We start from the raw sequence: 13773 nt of genomic DNA, 5'->3' as shown, positions 1-13773 counted from the left end.
TCGGAGCCGACCGTGAGCGTTCGCCCCCCTGCTCGCTGGTCGATCACTCGATCAGCAGGGAGTGCGCGCCGACCGGGAGCGCACCCTTGCTGGTCGAGTAGCCGCCGGAGGCGGCGTATCGAGACCCGCCTGCTCCAGCGGGCGGGGATCTCGGTACGTCCGCTGCGCGGACCACTCGATCAGCAGAAGGGAGGGAGCCGCTCCCCCCTCAGCCCCGCGCCGCGACGATCCGCGCGATCCGCTCCGGCACCGTGTCGTCCTGCAGGCTCGTCACATCGCCCAGCGCCCGCCCGTCGCGGATGTCGCCGAGCAGTCGCCGCATGATCTTGCCCGAGCGGGTCTTCGGCAGGTCCGGCACGACCACCACGTCGCGCGGTTTCGCGATGGGCCCGATCGCCGTTGCGACGTGGTCGCGCAGCACGCCCGACAGCGTCGCGGCCAGCTCGTTCCAGTACGCGGGGTCGTCCTGCGCACGGTCGACCGCCTCGTCCGAGGGGATCACGAAGGCCGCGATGGCCTGCCCGGTCGTCGCGTCCTCGACTCCGACCACGCCCGCCTCGCCGACGGCCGGATGCGCGACGAGCGCCGACTCGATCTCGATCGTCGACAGCCGGTGGCCCGACACGTTGATGACGTCGTCGACGCGCCCCAGCACCCAGATGTCGCCGTCCGCGTCGTACTTCGCGCCGTCGCCCGAGAAGAAGTAGCCCTGCTCGGCGAAGCGCGCCCAGTAGGAGTCGCGGTACCGCTCCGGGTTCCCCCAGACCGTGCGCGCGAGGGCCGGCCCGGTGCGGTCGACGACGAGGTAGCCGCCCGAGCCGTTCGGCACCCGCTGCCCCGCGTCGTCGACGACGAGCGTCGTGAGACCCGGCAGCGCGCCGAGCGAGGATCCGGGCTTGAGCGTCGAGACGCCCGGCAGCGGGCACATCACGGCCGCACCGGTCTCGGACTGCCACCACGTGTCGACGATCGGGCAGCGTCCGCCGCCGATCCGCTCGTGGAACCACACCCACGCCTCGGGGTTGATCGACTCGCCGACCGTGCCGAGCAGCCGAAGGCTCGACAGGTCGTACTGCGCGGGCACTCCGTCGGGGAACCAGGTCATCAGCGTGCGGATCAGCGTGGGAGCCGTGTAGTAGACCGTCACTCCGTAGCGCTCGATGATCTCGAAGTGCCGGGCGGTGTGCGGGGTGTTCGGCGTGCCCTCGTAGATCACCTGGGTGAGCCCGTTCGAGAGCGGTCCGTAGATCTCGTAGGTGTGCGCGGTCACCCATGCCAGGTCGGCGGTGCACCAGTGCACGTCGTCGGGCTTCGCGTCGAAGAGGGCCCAGTGCGTCCAGGACGCCTGCGTCAGGTAGCCGCCGCTGGTGTGCACGAGCCCCTTGGGCTTCCCGGTGGTGCCCGAGGTGTAGATGATGAACAGCGGGGTCTCGGAGTCGAAGGCCTCGGCCTCGTGCACGTCGCTCGCCGTGTCGACGACGTCGTGCCACCAGACGTCGCGGCCGGGGGTCCAGGGCAGGTCGGGGGTCTCGTCGCCGGTGCGGCGGACGACCAGCACGTGCTCGATCGACTCGACGCCCGCGACCGCGTGATCGGCGTTCGCCTTGACCGCGACGGCCTTCCCTCGCCGGAACTGGCCGTCGGTGGTGACGAGCAGCTTCGCTCCGGTGTCCTCCACGCGGAACCGGACAGCCTCGGCGGAGAAGCCGCCGAAGACGAGGGAGTGGATCGCTCCGATGCGCGCGATCGCGAGCGTGATCACGACGGTCTCGGGGATCACCGGCAGGTAGACGACGACGCGGTCGCCCTTCCCGATGCCCAGGGCCGTCAGAGCGTTGGCGGCCTTCGAGACCTCGCGCTGCAGATCGGAGTAGGTCAGCGTGCGGCGGTCGCCGCGCTCGCCCTCGAAGTGCAGGGCGGCCTTGTCGCCGCGCCCGGCGTGGACGTGCCGGTCGACGCAGTTCACCGCGACGTTCAGTCGCCCTCCCTCGAACCAGGTCGCACGGGGCACGGAGAGAGTGCCGTCGGCCTGCGGCAGCGCGGGCTCCCAGGTGTGCGCGGTCGTCCACGGCTCGGCCCAGTCGAGGCGCCGGGCCGCCTCCTCCCAGAAGGCGACGGGATCGGCGGCCGCCCGCTCGTACTCGTCGGCGCCCACGTTGGCCTGCGCGGCGAAGGCCTCGGGGGCGGGGAAGCGGCGGTGCTCCTCGAGGAGGTTCGCGATCGTGTCCGTCATGGCGACGTCCTTTCAGGAGGGGGAGGGGGCGTCCCGGGAGGGAGGGCGCGTCACGCCCACTTGGCCACGGCGTAGCGCTGGAACACGCCCACCACGGCGTCGGTGAGCTTGCCGAGCACCGCGAGCAGGATGATCGCGAGGAACACGCGGTCGATCCGCCCGTTGTTCTGGCTGTCGATGAGGCGGAAGCCCAGGCCCATCGACGAGGCGATCAGCTCGGAGGCGACCAGGAACAGCCAGGACTGGGCGAGCGCGAGCCGGAGCCCCGCGATGACTGCCGGGACCACGGCCGGCAGCTGCACCGTCGTGAAGAGGCGCACGCCCGACAGTCCGAACGCCCGGCCGGCCTCCACGAGGTGGCGGTCGACGTGGCCGAGCGCCGTGGCGACCGTGGTGAACACGGGGAAGAACGCGCCGATCGTGATCAGCGTGATCTTCGACTCCTCGCCGATGCCCAGCCACAGCAGCAGCAGCGGCACCCAGGCGAGCGAGGGGACCGCGCGGATCGCGCCGAGCGTCGGGCCGAGCACGACCTCCCAGACGCGCGAGAGGCCGAAGAGCGCGCCGATGACGAGTCCGAGCGCCGATCCGATCGCGAAGCCGATCAGCACGCGCTGGGTCGAGATCGCCATGTCCTGGCCGAGGTCGCCGCGCTGGGCGAGATCGATCCCGGCCGCCCAGACCATCGCGGGGGAGGGGAACACGGCCAGCGAGACCAGACCCGTCGTGGTGACGATCTGCCACGCGATCAGGAGCACGACCGGGACGAGCGCCCCGCCGACCACGACGAACCAGCGCTTCGACGTCAGCGGGCGGGCGTGCGCGGCGGAGTCGTCGCGGAGCCGCTTCTGCGACGCCCCGACGCTCGGCCCCGCGATCGCGGCGCCGACGGCGCCCGGCGCCTGCACCATCCCGGTGCTGCGCCGGATCAGGTCGGCGTCGGTCGTCTCGTCGTCTCGGGTCGCCATGTCGTCTCCTCGGGAGCGGTCGCGGGTCGGCGTGCGGGAAGCGGTCAGTCGCCGATCGCGTCGGGGTCGGCAGCCTTCGCGTAGGTGTCGTCGAGCAGCGTGTCGAGCGCCTCGTCGACCTGGTCCTGCGAGGCGACGTCGCCGTTCTCGACGAAGATCGGGCCGATCACCGCGAGCACGTCGGTCTGCGCCGATCCGGGCACGTTGTCGACGTCGAGGTTGCTGCGCTCGGTGATCACCGTGGTCGCGACCGCGACGTCGAGACCGGCGACGGAGGCGAGGATGCTCGCGGTCTCCTCCTGGTTCTCGAGCGCCCAGGCACGGGCGTGCTCGTAGGCGTTCACGACCGTCTGCGCGAGGTCGGGCTTCTCGGCGAGGAAGCTCTCGGTCGCGTTCAGGAGGCCGTAGGAGTTGAAGTCGACGTTGCGGTAGAGCAGCGTCGCCCCGGCGGCCTCGGCGCCGGCCATGATCGGGTCGAGACCGGCCCACGCGTCGACCGAGCCGTTCTGCAGGGCGGCCCAGCCGTCGGCGTGCTGCAGGTTCTGCACGGTGACGTCGTCGATCCCGAGCCCGGCGGCCTCGAGGGCCTGCACGAGGAAGAAGTAGGGGTCGGTGCCCTTGGTCGCGGCGATCTGCTTGCCCGCGAGCTGCTCGACGCTCGTGATGCTCGAGCCGGCGGGGACGACGAGGGCCGACCACTCCGGCTGCGAGAAGATGTCGATCGTCTTGATGGGCGAGCCGTTGGACCGGGCGAGCAGGGCGGCGGAGCCGGCGGTCGAGCCGACGTCGATCGCTCCGGCGCGCAGCGCCTCGTTCGCCTTGTTGGACCCGGCGGACTGCACCCAGGCGACGGTGACCTGCTGCTCGGCGAGGGCGGCCTCGAGCCAGCCCTTCTCCTTGATGACCAGGCTCAGCGGGTTGTAGGTCGCGAAGTCGAGCGTGAGGGTGCCGCCCTGCGTGACGGCGCCCTCGGCGGCGTCGGCGGTGGCGGCCGCGGCGCCGCCGGAGCCCTCGCCCTGGACGCAGCCCGCGAGCAGCGGCACGGCGGCGGCGGTCAGCAGGCCTGCGAGGGCGGTGCGGCGCGTGAGCGCGGTGGTGGTGAACGACATGGTGGCCTCTGCTTCGGTGCGGTTCCGGGGGTGGAACGAGTGTGGGGGAGGGGAGTCGGGGTGCGTGCGGGGAGGGGAGGAGCGGGGGAGGAGCGGACGGATCCGAGCCTGGGGAGGACTCAGTGCCGCTCGATGCCGAGCCCGGCGAGCAGCTCGGCGCGTCGCTCCGCCAGCTCTGCCGACCCGCGATCGCGCGGACGAGCGCCCGGAACCCGCATGATCTGCTGGATCCGCGAGACGCCTCCCGGCTCGTCGCGGCCGAGGAGCACGATGCGGTCGGCCAGCTGCAGGGCCTCGTCGACGTCGTGCGTGACCAGCAGGATCGTCGCCGGGGCGGCCGCGTGCACGTCGAGCAGGAGGTCCTGCATCCGGATGCGGGTGAGCGCGTCGAGCGCGCCGAACGGCTCGTCGAGCAGCAGAACGCCGGGGTTCCGGGCGAGCGCCCGGGCGAGCGAGGCGCGCTGGGCCATGCCGCCCGAGACCTCGCGCGGGCGGGAGGAGGCGTGCGCGGTCAGCCCGACCAGCGCCAGCAGCTCCTCCACGGCGTGCCGCGCGGCCGTGCGCGCGGTGCCCCGCGGCAGCCCGAGCGCCACGTTCGCCGCGATCGTGCGCCACGGCAGCAGGCGCGGCTCCTGGAACGCGACGGCGCAGCGCGTGTCGATGCCCGACACGGGGCGCCCGTCGATCAGCACGGAACCCGCGGAGGCCGTGTCGAGCCCCGCCGCGATGCGCAGCAGCGTCGACTTGCCGCAGCCGCTCGGGCCGAGGATCGCGATGACCTCGCCGGCGGCGACCTCGAGATCGACGTCCTCGAGCACGGGCGATCCGGGCGAGAACGTGCGGCCCACTCCTTCGAAGCGCACCGGGAACGCCGACTGACCGAGGTCGGCGTCGAAGGCCAGGCTCGTGCGGGTGGGCGTGTCGGTCATGGGGCTCCGGAGCGGCGGGGCGGGCGGGCGGACCGTCCCGATCGTACGGACGGCGGCCCATTCATCCGATTCCGTGATGAAACGCGGAGTAACAGAGCGATCGGAGTGACGCCCCGCGTCGGCAGCGCCCGCCGCCCACTCCTCCTCCCGCCCCCGCAGACCGCTCCGAGCCGCTGCCGGCCCGGAGACGCAGAACGGCCCGGCCCGCGGAGATCCGCGGACCGGGCCGAGCAGTGCAGCGACTACGCGCTGACGAGCACGAGCTCCTCGAGGGGCAGGCGGGTGCGCGGGGCGACCTCGCGCTCGCGCAGCACGTCGTTCGCGAGCGACTCCGGGTCGCCGACGACGCCGATGGCGGCGACGGTCACGGGGTCGAAGCGCTCGTCGATCGCGAACTCCTCGCGCAGCCCGTCCTTCTCGAAGCCGGCCATCTGGTGCACGTGCAGTCCGTCGTGGTGGGCCTGGATGCTGAGGTGCGCGACGGCCTGGCCGAGGTCGTAGACGGCCCAGGGGCGCGGCTTGCCGTCGGCGTCGACGGTCTCGGCGAGGGCGACGACGAGCGCCGCGGCCGAGCCGGCCCAGGCGGCGTTGAAGCCGACGAGGTGCTTCGCCACGCGGTCGAACTCCGGCGTGCCGCGGCGGGCCACGATGAAGCGCCAGGGCTGCGAGTTGCTGGCGGAGGGGGACCAGCGCGCGGCCTCGAGCAGCGAGGCGAGGGTCTCGTCCGAGATCGCGGCCGTCGTGTCGAACGAGCGCGGGCTCCAGCGCTCGGCGAGCACGTCGAGGATCGGCGCGCTGGTGGTGGCGGTGCGGGACGCGGTGGCGAGGGGCATGGTGGAGCTTCTTTCCGGGAGTGTGCGGATCGGGGAGGGCTCCGTTGCCCGCGTGGTGCAACCGTTCCGCACCCGCCCGCATTCCCGACGGTCCGCCGCCGCGGACCGTCCCTCCACAGCCCTACCAGGTCCGTTCGCCCAGGGAGGACCCCCGGGCTCCGCGCCCGGGGAACGGTACGCTCGGAGACGGCGTGGTTCCCCGCGCGCACCACTCACGACTCTGATGGAGGATCATCCATGGCCCAGCACTTCGACGTCGTCGTCCTGGGGGCCGGCCCCGGCGGGTACGTGGCCGCGATCCGAGCGGCGCAGCTCGGCAAGTCCGTCGCCATCGTCGAGAAGCAGTACTGGGGCGGTGTCTGCCTCAACGTCGGCTGCATCCCGTCGAAGGCGCTGCTGCGCAACGCCGAGCTCGCCCACATCTTCCATTCGCAGGCCAAGCAGTTCGGCATCTCGGGCGACGTCTCGTTCGACTTCGGCGCGGCGTTCGACCGCAGCCGCACGGTCGCCGACGGACGCACCAAGGGCGTCCACTTCCTGATGAAGAAGAACAAGATCACCGAGTTCGACGGCACCGGCTCCTTCACCGGCCCGCAGGGCCTCGACGTCCAGCTGACCAAGGGTGGCTCGGAGTCGCTGACGTTCGACGACGCGATCATCGCGACCGGTGCGAGCGTCCGCCTGCTCCCCGGCGTCGAGCTCTCCGAGAACGTCGTCACCTACGAGACGCAGATCATGACGCGCGACCTGCCCGACACGATGGCCATCGTGGGCGCCGGCGCGATCGGCATGGAGTTCGCGTACGTCCTGAAGAACTACGGCGTCGACGTCACGATCATCGAGTTCATGGACCGCGCCCTCCCCAACGAGGACCCGGACGTCTCCAAGGAGATCCAGAAGCAGTACAAGAAGCTCGGCGTCGAGATCCTCACCTCGACCAAGGTCGAGTCGGTCGTCGACAAGGACGGCTACGTCACCGTGACCTACACCGCGAAGGACGGCACGCAGTCGACCCTCGAGGTCGACAAGGTCCTGATGTCGATCGGCTGGGTCCCCCGCGTCGAGGGCTTCGGCCTCGAGAACACGGGCGTCGAGCTGACCGAGCGCGGAGCGATCGCGATCGACGACCACATGCGCACGAACGTTCCGCACATCTACGCCATCGGCGACGTGACCGCGAAGCTGCAGCTCGCCCACGTGGCCGAGGCGCAGGGCGTCGTCGCCGCCGAGACCCTCGCCGGTGCCGAGACCCAGACGCTGGGCGACTACCGCATGATGCCGCGCGCGACGTTCTGCCAGCCGCAGATCGCCTCCTTCGGCCTCACCGAGAAGCAGGCGACCGACGAGGGCCACGAGATCACCGTCTCGACCTTCCCCTTCATGGCGAACGGCAAGGCGCACGGCCTCGGCGAGCCCACCGGCTTCGTCAAGCTCATCGCGAGCAAGCAGTACGGCGAGCTCCTCGGCGCGCACATGATCGGCCCGGACGTCTCCGAGCTGCTCCCCGAGCTCACGCTCGCGCAGAAGTGGGACCTCACCGCGACCGAGTTGGCGCGCAACGTGCACACCCACCCGACGCTGTCGGAGGCGCTCCAGGAGGGCTTCCACGGCCTCAAGGGCCACATGATCAACATGTGAGTCGCCGCGGGCCGCACAGGCCCGCAGCACCCACCTCCGGCTCGCAGGAACCGGTCCGGCTCGTCCGGATCGCCGGTTCCTGCGAGCCGGTCGTGTTCCTGCGAGCCGAGGACCCGCCTGAGCGCCAGGTACCGTCGAGCGCATGGACCCGCGCGTGCTCGATCGCCTCGCCGCCGCCGCCTGGCCGGCGCTCGAGACCCGTGAGCTCGACGGCTGGCTGCTGCGCGCCGCGTCCGGAGTCACGAAGCGCGCCAACTCGGTCCTCACGTCCGGCGCCGTCACCGACCCCGAGCGCGCGATCGACGCCGCGGAGGCGTTCGCGCGCGAGCACGCGATCCCTCCGCTCCTGCAGCTCGGACCGGCGACCCTGCCCGCCGATCTCCCCGAGCGCCTGGCCGCCCGCGGCTACGCGCCGCACGAGCGCACGCTCGTCCTCACGGGCACGGTCCAGGAGGCGCTCGCCGCGCTGAGCGGGCCGCCCGCGGTCGTGGAGCCCGCCCCGTCCGAGGGCTGGCTGTCGCTCTGGTGGTCCGTCGACGGCCGCGGAGGCGCCGCCGAGCGCGACGTCGCGCAGCGGATCCTCGCGGGCTGCGACTCCTCCTACGCCCTCGTCCGCGACGAGCGGGGCGCAGCCGCCTGCGGTCGGCTCGCGTACGCGACCGGCGGGGACACGCCCTGGTGCGGGCTCTTCTCCCTCGCCACCCGCCCGGACGCGCGGCGCCGCGGCCACGCCGCGTCCGTCCTCCGCTCGCTCCTCGGGCAGGCCGAGTCGCGAGGCGTCGCGCACTACTGGATCCAGGTCCTCGAGGCCAACGCCCCGGCCCGCCGCCTCTACTCCGCCCTCGGCGCGACGGAGTCGTCCTGGTACGAGTACTGGCGCCGCCCCTGAACCACCCCGCGAGATGCCACTTCAGTACGCGACACGCCGGACGAGGCGTACCGGAGTGGCATCTCGCGCAGGCCGGCCCGGCGGATCAGCCCGCGAGCACCGCCCGCGCGACCGCGTCGGCCCGCGCCTCGTCGCCCGTCACGACCACGCGCCACCAGACATCCTCCGCGAGCACGTCAACCTCGCACGTCCCCGCCGAGCAGCCCGAGATCGCGCGCTCCCCGAGTCCGTCGACGGGCGCCAGCGGGATCGACAGCCCGGTGGTCAGCGACAGCGTGCGCCAGCCCTCCTCGCCCGAGGGCAGCGCGTCGATGCTCAGACCGGAGTAGGCGGCGCTGGCCGCGTCCGTCCAGGTGCAGGAGGCGAGACCCGCGCGTGCGGAGGCCGCGGCCCCCGCTGTCGCCGGAGTCGCCGCCTCCGTGCCGGCGCCGGCGACGGGCTGCGCCAGCCCGGCGAGCGAGGTCAGCTGCTCGGCGGTCAGCAGATCGGCGCAGACGGGTGCGGTGCCTGCGATGACGTCGTCGAGGCGTCCGTTCGCGGAGTCGGCCGTGGAGGAGGCGAGGGCCGCGAGGTCGAGGGTCGCGGGCGCCCCGATCAGCGCGAGCGAGACCCACGTCGATCCGGCGAGCACCTGGGCGGTGCAGCTCCCCTCGAGGCAGGCGCCGGAGGCCGCGTCGCCCGCCGCGAGTGCGGGGCCGGCGGGCAGCGCGGCGAAGGCGTCGCCCGCGTCCGTCGCCGCCGAGGCGACGATCGAGGCCGGCCCGTCCTGCTCGAACCAGGAGCAGGTGAGGAGCCCGCCGTTCTCCTCCGCGGCGGCGCGGATCAGCTCGGACGACGTGCGGACGGCCCCGTCGCGGCTGCCCTCGAGGCGGTCGGCCGGCAGCCCGAGGGCCTCCGACGCCCGCTCCACGGGTAGCAGTGAGTCGCAGTCGAGGCGCGTGAGCGGAGCGACGGACGCGGACGCGGACGCCGAAGCCGACGTCCCCGCGCCCGTCTCCGCCCCTGACGACGGACCGCCCGTGCATCCCGCGAGCATCCCCGCGACGACCGCTCCGAGCACGACGATCCGCGCCTTCACGCCGTCAGCTCGCGCTCGATCGCCGCCGTGAACACGTCGATGTCGTCCTCCGTCGTGTCGAACGAGCAGACCCAGCGCACCTCGCCCGTCGCCGGGTTCCAGTCGTAGAAGCGGGACACCTCGCGCAGGCGGTCGGCGACTCCCGAGGGCAGCGTCGCGAACACCGCGTTCGCCTGCGTGGGCTGCGTGAACGCGAGCCCCTGGATCCGTCCGGCGGCGACCGACTCCTCCAGCTGCGCGCGCAGTCGGGCGGCCATGGCGTTGGCGCGCCGGGCCGAGCGCAGCCACAGCGGCTCCGCCTCGCCGTCCTCGCCGAGCATCGCGAGCAGCTGCGCCGAGAGGAAGCGCATCTTCGATGCGAGCTGCATGTTGGTCTTGCGGAGGTAACGCAGGCCGCTGGAGGCCTCGGGGTCGAGCACGACGATCGCCTCGCCCAGCAGCATCCCGTTCTTGGTGCCGCCGAACGACAGCACGTCGACGCCGGCGTCGGTGGTGAAGGCGCGCAGCGGCACGTCCAGCGCCGCCGCCGCGTTCGCGATCCGCGCCCCGTCGAGGTGCAGGCGCATGCCGTGCGCGTGCGCGTGATCGGCCAGAGCGCGCACCTCCTCGGGGGTGTAGACGGTGCCGAGCTCGGTCGACTGCGTGATCGAGACGACGAGCGGCTGCGAGCGGTGCTCGTCGCCGTAGCCCCAGGCCTGCTCGTCGACGAGGTCCGGGGTGAGCTTGCCGTCGGGCGAGACGACGGTGAGGATCTTGATCCCGCCGACCTTCTCGGGAGCCCCGCCCTCGTCGGAGTTGATGTGCGCCGTGCCGGCCGAGATCACGGCGCCCCAGCGCGGGAGCATCGACTGCAGTCCGGTGACGTTCGCGCCCGTGCCGTTGAACACCGGGAACGCCTGCGCCTGCTCGCCGAACTCGCGCCGGAACGCGTGCTGGAGCCGCTCGGTGTAGACGTCCTCGCCGTACGCGACCTGGTGCGCGCCGTTGGCGGCGGCGATCGCCGCGAGCACCTCGTCGTGCACTCCGGAGTAGTTGTCGGAGGCGAAACCGCGGACGGTCGGATCGTGCAGAGCGCTCATGCCTCCATCTTCGCAGCCCCCGTCCGGGAGCCGTTCAGGAGCCCGACGCCCGCCGCCGTCGTGTTTCCGGCATGTGAACAGCCCGGGAGCGTCGAGCCGATCTCCGTCAAGAAGTTGGTATCGGCTGAGCGAACGGCCACTCTTGTCCTATGCGCATGGACACATCGGGGGCGGTCCGCGATATGCCGGCCCCTCCCGGGGTGGACGAGATCGCGGCCCGCTTCGGCGACCCGGTCCTCGCGTTCGCCCCGCAGCCGAGACTCGAGGAGTTCGCGGCGGCCCAGACCATGGCGCTCGGGCGGTTCGTCGAGATCTCGCTGTCGTACTCGTTCTTCAAGAATCCGCGCAATCGCGCCGATCCCGTCAACCACGTCCCGCTCACTCCCGAGCAGAAGCGGGCCATCGAACGGGCCGAGAACGACCACCTCCCGCCGTGGATGGTCGACCAGGTCACGCGGATGCGGTACCCGGTCCTCTGGGAGGCGGTGCGCACCTCCGTGCCGATCCCCGCCGAGCGCAGCCGCCCGCTCGAATCGCGTCTCGCCGCCCACATGGGCGACGTGCTGCGCAACACCTTCCCCGGTCGCGTGCGCAGCCGGCGCGGAGGGATGCCCGTGGTCGCCGCGGCGCTGCGCGACGAGGACGTCGTGCGCGGCGTCCCGGTCGTGGTCGACGGAGAGGCGCTGCGCGGCTACCGGGTCGACACGGATCCCGACGTCGTCGCCATCGGCGCGCGGGTCGACGGCCGGTACATGACCGTCGTGCTCGACCGGAAGATCGTGCCGGACATCCGCATGGAGTTCGTCCGCCGCTCGCCCCCGCGCGCGGCGGCCCCGCAGCCCCGCCGCTGACGGCGGCCGGCCGCTGCCGAGGAGGGGGTCTCTCGGCCGACACGCCTCGGCCGTCGTCCCGTCGGCGTCAGGACCGCCCCGGCACCGCGATCCCGTGCTCGTAGGCGAACACGACCGCCTGGATCCGGTCGCGCACGCGCAGCTTCATCAGGATCTTCGACACGTGCGTCTTCACGGTCGCCTCGCCCACGAACAGCTGCGAGGCGATCTCGGCGTTCGACCAGCCCCGCGCCAGGTACACGAGCACTTCGCGCTCGCGGTCGGTCAGCTCCGCCACGGCCGGGTGCTCCTCCGGGTTGCGCGCGGGCTCCGCGGCGAAGCGCTCGATCACGCGGCGGGTCACGTCGGGCGCGAGCATGGCGTCGCCGCGCGCGACCACCTGCACGGCGTCGACCAGATCCTCCGGAGAGGCGTTCTTGAGCAGGAAGCCGCTCGCTCCGGCCGAGAGCGCGTCGAAGAGGTAGTCGTCGCGGTCGAACGTCGTGAGGATCAGGACGCTCGAGCACAGCCGCGGATCCTTCACGATCTCGCGGGTCGCGGCGAGACCGTCCATCCCGGGCATCTGCACGTCCATGCAGATGACGTCGGGGCAGAGCTCGGAGGCGCGCTCGATCGCCTCGGACCCCGTGCGGGCCTCGCCCACGATGACGATGCCCGGCTCCGACTCCAGGATGATGCGGAACCCCGCCCGGACCAGCTCCTGGTCGTCCACCAGCAGGACGCGGATGTCCTCGGTCATGCGCGGCCCCCGCTCGCTGCGTCGGTGCGCCCCCGCGACGCCCCGGTCGACGCTACCGGTTCGAGGGGTCGCTCCGGAGCGCGCACCCGCGACAGCGGCACGTGCACGTGCACGAGGTACCCGTCGCCGCGCGGACCCATCTCGATGCGCCCGCCGACGGCCGCGGCCCGCTCGCGCATGCCCGTCTGACCCAGCCCGCACGACGCGGGGACGGTCGGGTGCGGGCCGGTGCCTCCGTCGTCGGCGACCTCGAGCTCGACGGCGTCATCGAGGTAGCGGAGCCGCAGCTCGGCCTGCGCGGAGGGTCCCGCGTGCTTGCGGACGTTCGTGAGCGACTCCTGCGCGATGCGGTAGAGGCTGAGCCCGACCGTGGCCGGGATCTCCCGCGGAACACCGAGGGTGCGGAACGAGGTGGGGAGTCCGGAGCCCGCGGATGCCTGGACGAGCTCCTCGAGCTGCGCGACTCCGCGGGTCGAGGCGGAGTCGGTGGGAGCAGAGTCGGTGACGCCCGCGGGGGTCGTCTCCTCGGCGCGGAGGGCGACCAGGATGCGGTGCAGCTCGTCGATCGCCGAGCGCGCGTCGTTCTCGATCGCGCTGAGCGACCGCGCCGCCTTCTCGGGGTCCCGTGCGAGGACGCGGCGGGCCGCTCCCGCCTGCACGCCCATCACGCTGACGTGGTGCGCCACGACGTCGTGCAGCTCGCGGGCGATCCGCAGCCGCTCCGACGTGACGGCGCGGCGGGAGGAGCGCTCGCGCTCGTCGTCGAGCTCGGCCGTGCGCGCCTCCAGCGCCTCGAGCCGGCGCGCCGACTGCCAGGACGCCTCGCCGAAGACGTACGCGCTGCCGAAGTAGAGCAGGTTCACCAGGACCACGAGCGCCGACTCCGCCAGGTAGGGCGAGAGCGGCCCGACGGCCTCGGTCGAGGGCACGGTGCGGTTCAACCAGTCGCCGCTCACGAGCGTGGTCACGAGCCAGCCCAGCATCGCGATCGCGATCAGGAGGCGCACCACGAGGGCGCGGCGCCGGTCCGCCCCCCACGCGCCCACCGTGTAGATCGCGAGGAACAGGCAGATCTGGTTGAACAGCGACTCCGGCACCTGCAGCACGAGGCCGAGCGCGTAGACCACCGCGAGGACGATCGCGACGGTGGCCGGGAACCGGCGGCGGAACGCCAGCGGCAGCGTGAGAGCCACGGCCCAGTGCGCGCTGACGATCGGATGCGCCGCATCCGGGAAGCCGGCGGAGGTGTAGAGCAGGACCGAGAGCACGGTCGCCAGCAGCAGGACTCCCGCGCCCACCGCGTCGCGCACGTAGTTCGAGCGCGTGGGCGGTCTCCTCGACCAGCCGGCGTCGAAGGGATCGGCGGCGGCGACGGTGTCGGCACCTCGGGACATGGCGTCCAGAGTACGCGACGGGTCCCCGGCGGG

12 protein-coding genes are annotated in these 13773 nt (G+C 72.8%); 3 read left to right on the top strand and 9 right to left on the bottom strand.

Going from position 1 to position 13773, the window contains the following annotated elements:
• Positions 1-208: 208 nt before the first annotated feature.
• The 5 genes from acs to C1I63_RS04030 all read right to left on the bottom strand — a co-directional run bounded on the left by acs (position 209) and on the right by C1I63_RS04030 (position 6072).
• Positions 209-2233 carry an acetate--CoA ligase gene (acs, locus tag C1I63_RS04050; RefSeq protein WP_107573867.1) on the bottom strand — a complete coding sequence of 675 codons (2025 nt, stop codon included), beginning with the start codon at positions 2231-2233 and terminating at the stop codon, positions 209-211.
• A gap of 50 nt (positions 2234-2283) precedes the next feature.
• Positions 2284-3201 carry an ABC transporter permease gene (locus C1I63_RS04045; protein ID WP_244906975.1) on the bottom strand — a complete coding sequence of 306 codons (918 nt, stop codon included), beginning with the start codon at positions 3199-3201 and terminating at the stop codon, positions 2284-2286.
• 44 nt (positions 3202-3245) lie between these two features.
• Positions 3246-4310 (bottom strand): aliphatic sulfonate ABC transporter substrate-binding protein, encoded by a 1065-nt coding sequence (locus tag C1I63_RS04040; RefSeq protein WP_055794140.1) that lies wholly within the window; start codon positions 4308-4310, stop codon positions 3246-3248.
• 119 nt (positions 4311-4429) lie between these two features.
• Positions 4430-5239, bottom strand: a complete 810-nt coding sequence (locus C1I63_RS04035) for an ABC transporter ATP-binding protein (RefSeq protein ID WP_107573866.1) — start codon at positions 5237-5239, stop codon at positions 4430-4432.
• 242 nt (positions 5240-5481) lie between these two features.
• Positions 5482-6072, bottom strand: a complete 591-nt coding sequence (locus C1I63_RS04030) for a nitroreductase family protein (RefSeq protein WP_107573865.1) — start codon at positions 6070-6072, stop codon at positions 5482-5484.
• Between the two features lie 237 nt (positions 6073-6309).
• Between C1I63_RS04030 and lpdA the strand changes: the two genes are divergently transcribed.
• Both lpdA and C1I63_RS04020 read left to right on the top strand, forming a co-directional pair.
• Complete coding sequence (gene lpdA / locus C1I63_RS04025) at positions 6310-7710, top strand: dihydrolipoyl dehydrogenase (RefSeq protein WP_107573864.1); 1401 nt, start codon at positions 6310-6312, stop codon at positions 7708-7710.
• 142 nt (positions 7711-7852) lie between these two features.
• Positions 7853-8599 (top strand): GNAT family N-acetyltransferase, encoded by a 747-nt coding sequence (locus C1I63_RS04020; RefSeq protein WP_107573863.1) that lies wholly within the window; start codon positions 7853-7855, stop codon positions 8597-8599.
• Positions 8600-8684: 85 nt separating this feature from the next.
• Here C1I63_RS04020 and C1I63_RS04015 read toward each other — a convergent pair whose 3' ends face one another.
• Together C1I63_RS04015 and C1I63_RS04010 are read right to left on the bottom strand one after the other, a co-directional pair.
• Positions 8685-9677, bottom strand: coding sequence for a hypothetical protein (locus C1I63_RS04015; protein WP_107573862.1), 993 nt, complete (start codon positions 9675-9677; stop codon positions 8685-8687).
• Entirely contained in the window at positions 9674-10756 is a 1083-nt protein-coding gene (locus C1I63_RS04010; protein ID WP_107573861.1) for a threonine aldolase family protein, read from the bottom strand. The genes C1I63_RS04015 and C1I63_RS04010 overlap by 4 nt, the downstream gene beginning before the upstream one ends.
• 200 nt (positions 10757-10956) lie before the next feature.
• Here C1I63_RS04010 and C1I63_RS04005 point away from each other — a divergent pair, with 200 nt between their 5' ends.
• Positions 10957-11607, top strand: a complete 651-nt coding sequence (locus C1I63_RS04005; RefSeq protein ID WP_055794151.1) for a hypothetical protein — start codon at positions 10957-10959, stop codon at positions 11605-11607.
• A gap of 67 nt (positions 11608-11674) precedes the next feature.
• Here the strand turns inward: C1I63_RS04005 and C1I63_RS04000 are convergent, their stop codons facing one another.
• On the bottom strand, positions 11675-12346 hold the full coding sequence (locus tag C1I63_RS04000; RefSeq protein ID WP_055794153.1) for a response regulator: 672 nt from the start codon (positions 12344-12346) through the stop codon (positions 11675-11677).
• Positions 12343-13740, bottom strand: a complete 1398-nt coding sequence (locus tag C1I63_RS03995; protein WP_107573860.1) for a sensor histidine kinase — start codon at positions 13738-13740, stop codon at positions 12343-12345. Before C1I63_RS03995 ends, C1I63_RS04000 begins: the two co-directional genes overlap by 4 nt.
• Positions 13741-13773 lie beyond the last annotated feature (33 nt).

Source organism: Rathayibacter caricis DSM 15933, assembly GCF_003044275.1.
In the GTDB taxonomy this organism is placed as follows: domain Bacteria; phylum Actinomycetota; class Actinomycetes; order Actinomycetales; family Microbacteriaceae; genus Rathayibacter; species Rathayibacter caricis.
The sequence above is the reverse complement of the archived record's forward strand: the minus strand, read 5'-3'. Positions and strand labels throughout refer to the sequence as shown.

Coding starts and splice junctions, on each gene's coding strand:
- acs (WP_107573867.1), bottom strand. CDS start 2,233: ATGACGGACACGATCGCGAACCTCCTCGAGGAGCACCGCCGCTTCCCC.
- C1I63_RS04045 (WP_244906975.1), bottom strand. CDS start 3,201: ATGGCGACCCGAGACGACGAGACGACCGACGCCGACCTGATCCGGCGC.
- C1I63_RS04040 (WP_055794140.1), bottom strand. CDS start 4,310: ATGTCGTTCACCACCACCGCGCTCACGCGCCGCACCGCCCTCGCAGGC.
- C1I63_RS04035 (WP_107573866.1), bottom strand. CDS start 5,239: ATGACCGACACGCCCACCCGCACGAGCCTGGCCTTCGACGCCGACCTC.
- C1I63_RS04030 (WP_107573865.1), bottom strand. CDS start 6,072: ATGCCCCTCGCCACCGCGTCCCGCACCGCCACCACCAGCGCGCCGATC.
- lpdA (WP_107573864.1), top strand. CDS start 6,310: ATGGCCCAGCACTTCGACGTCGTCGTCCTGGGGGCCGGCCCCGGCGGG.
- C1I63_RS04020 (WP_107573863.1), top strand. CDS start 7,853: ATGGACCCGCGCGTGCTCGATCGCCTCGCCGCCGCCGCCTGGCCGGCG.
- C1I63_RS04010 (WP_107573861.1), bottom strand. CDS start 10,756: ATGAGCGCTCTGCACGATCCGACCGTCCGCGGTTTCGCCTCCGACAAC.
- C1I63_RS04000 (WP_055794153.1), bottom strand. CDS start 12,346: ATGACCGAGGACATCCGCGTCCTGCTGGTGGACGACCAGGAGCTGGTC.
- C1I63_RS03995 (WP_107573860.1), bottom strand. CDS start 13,740: ATGTCCCGAGGTGCCGACACCGTCGCCGCCGCCGATCCCTTCGACGCC.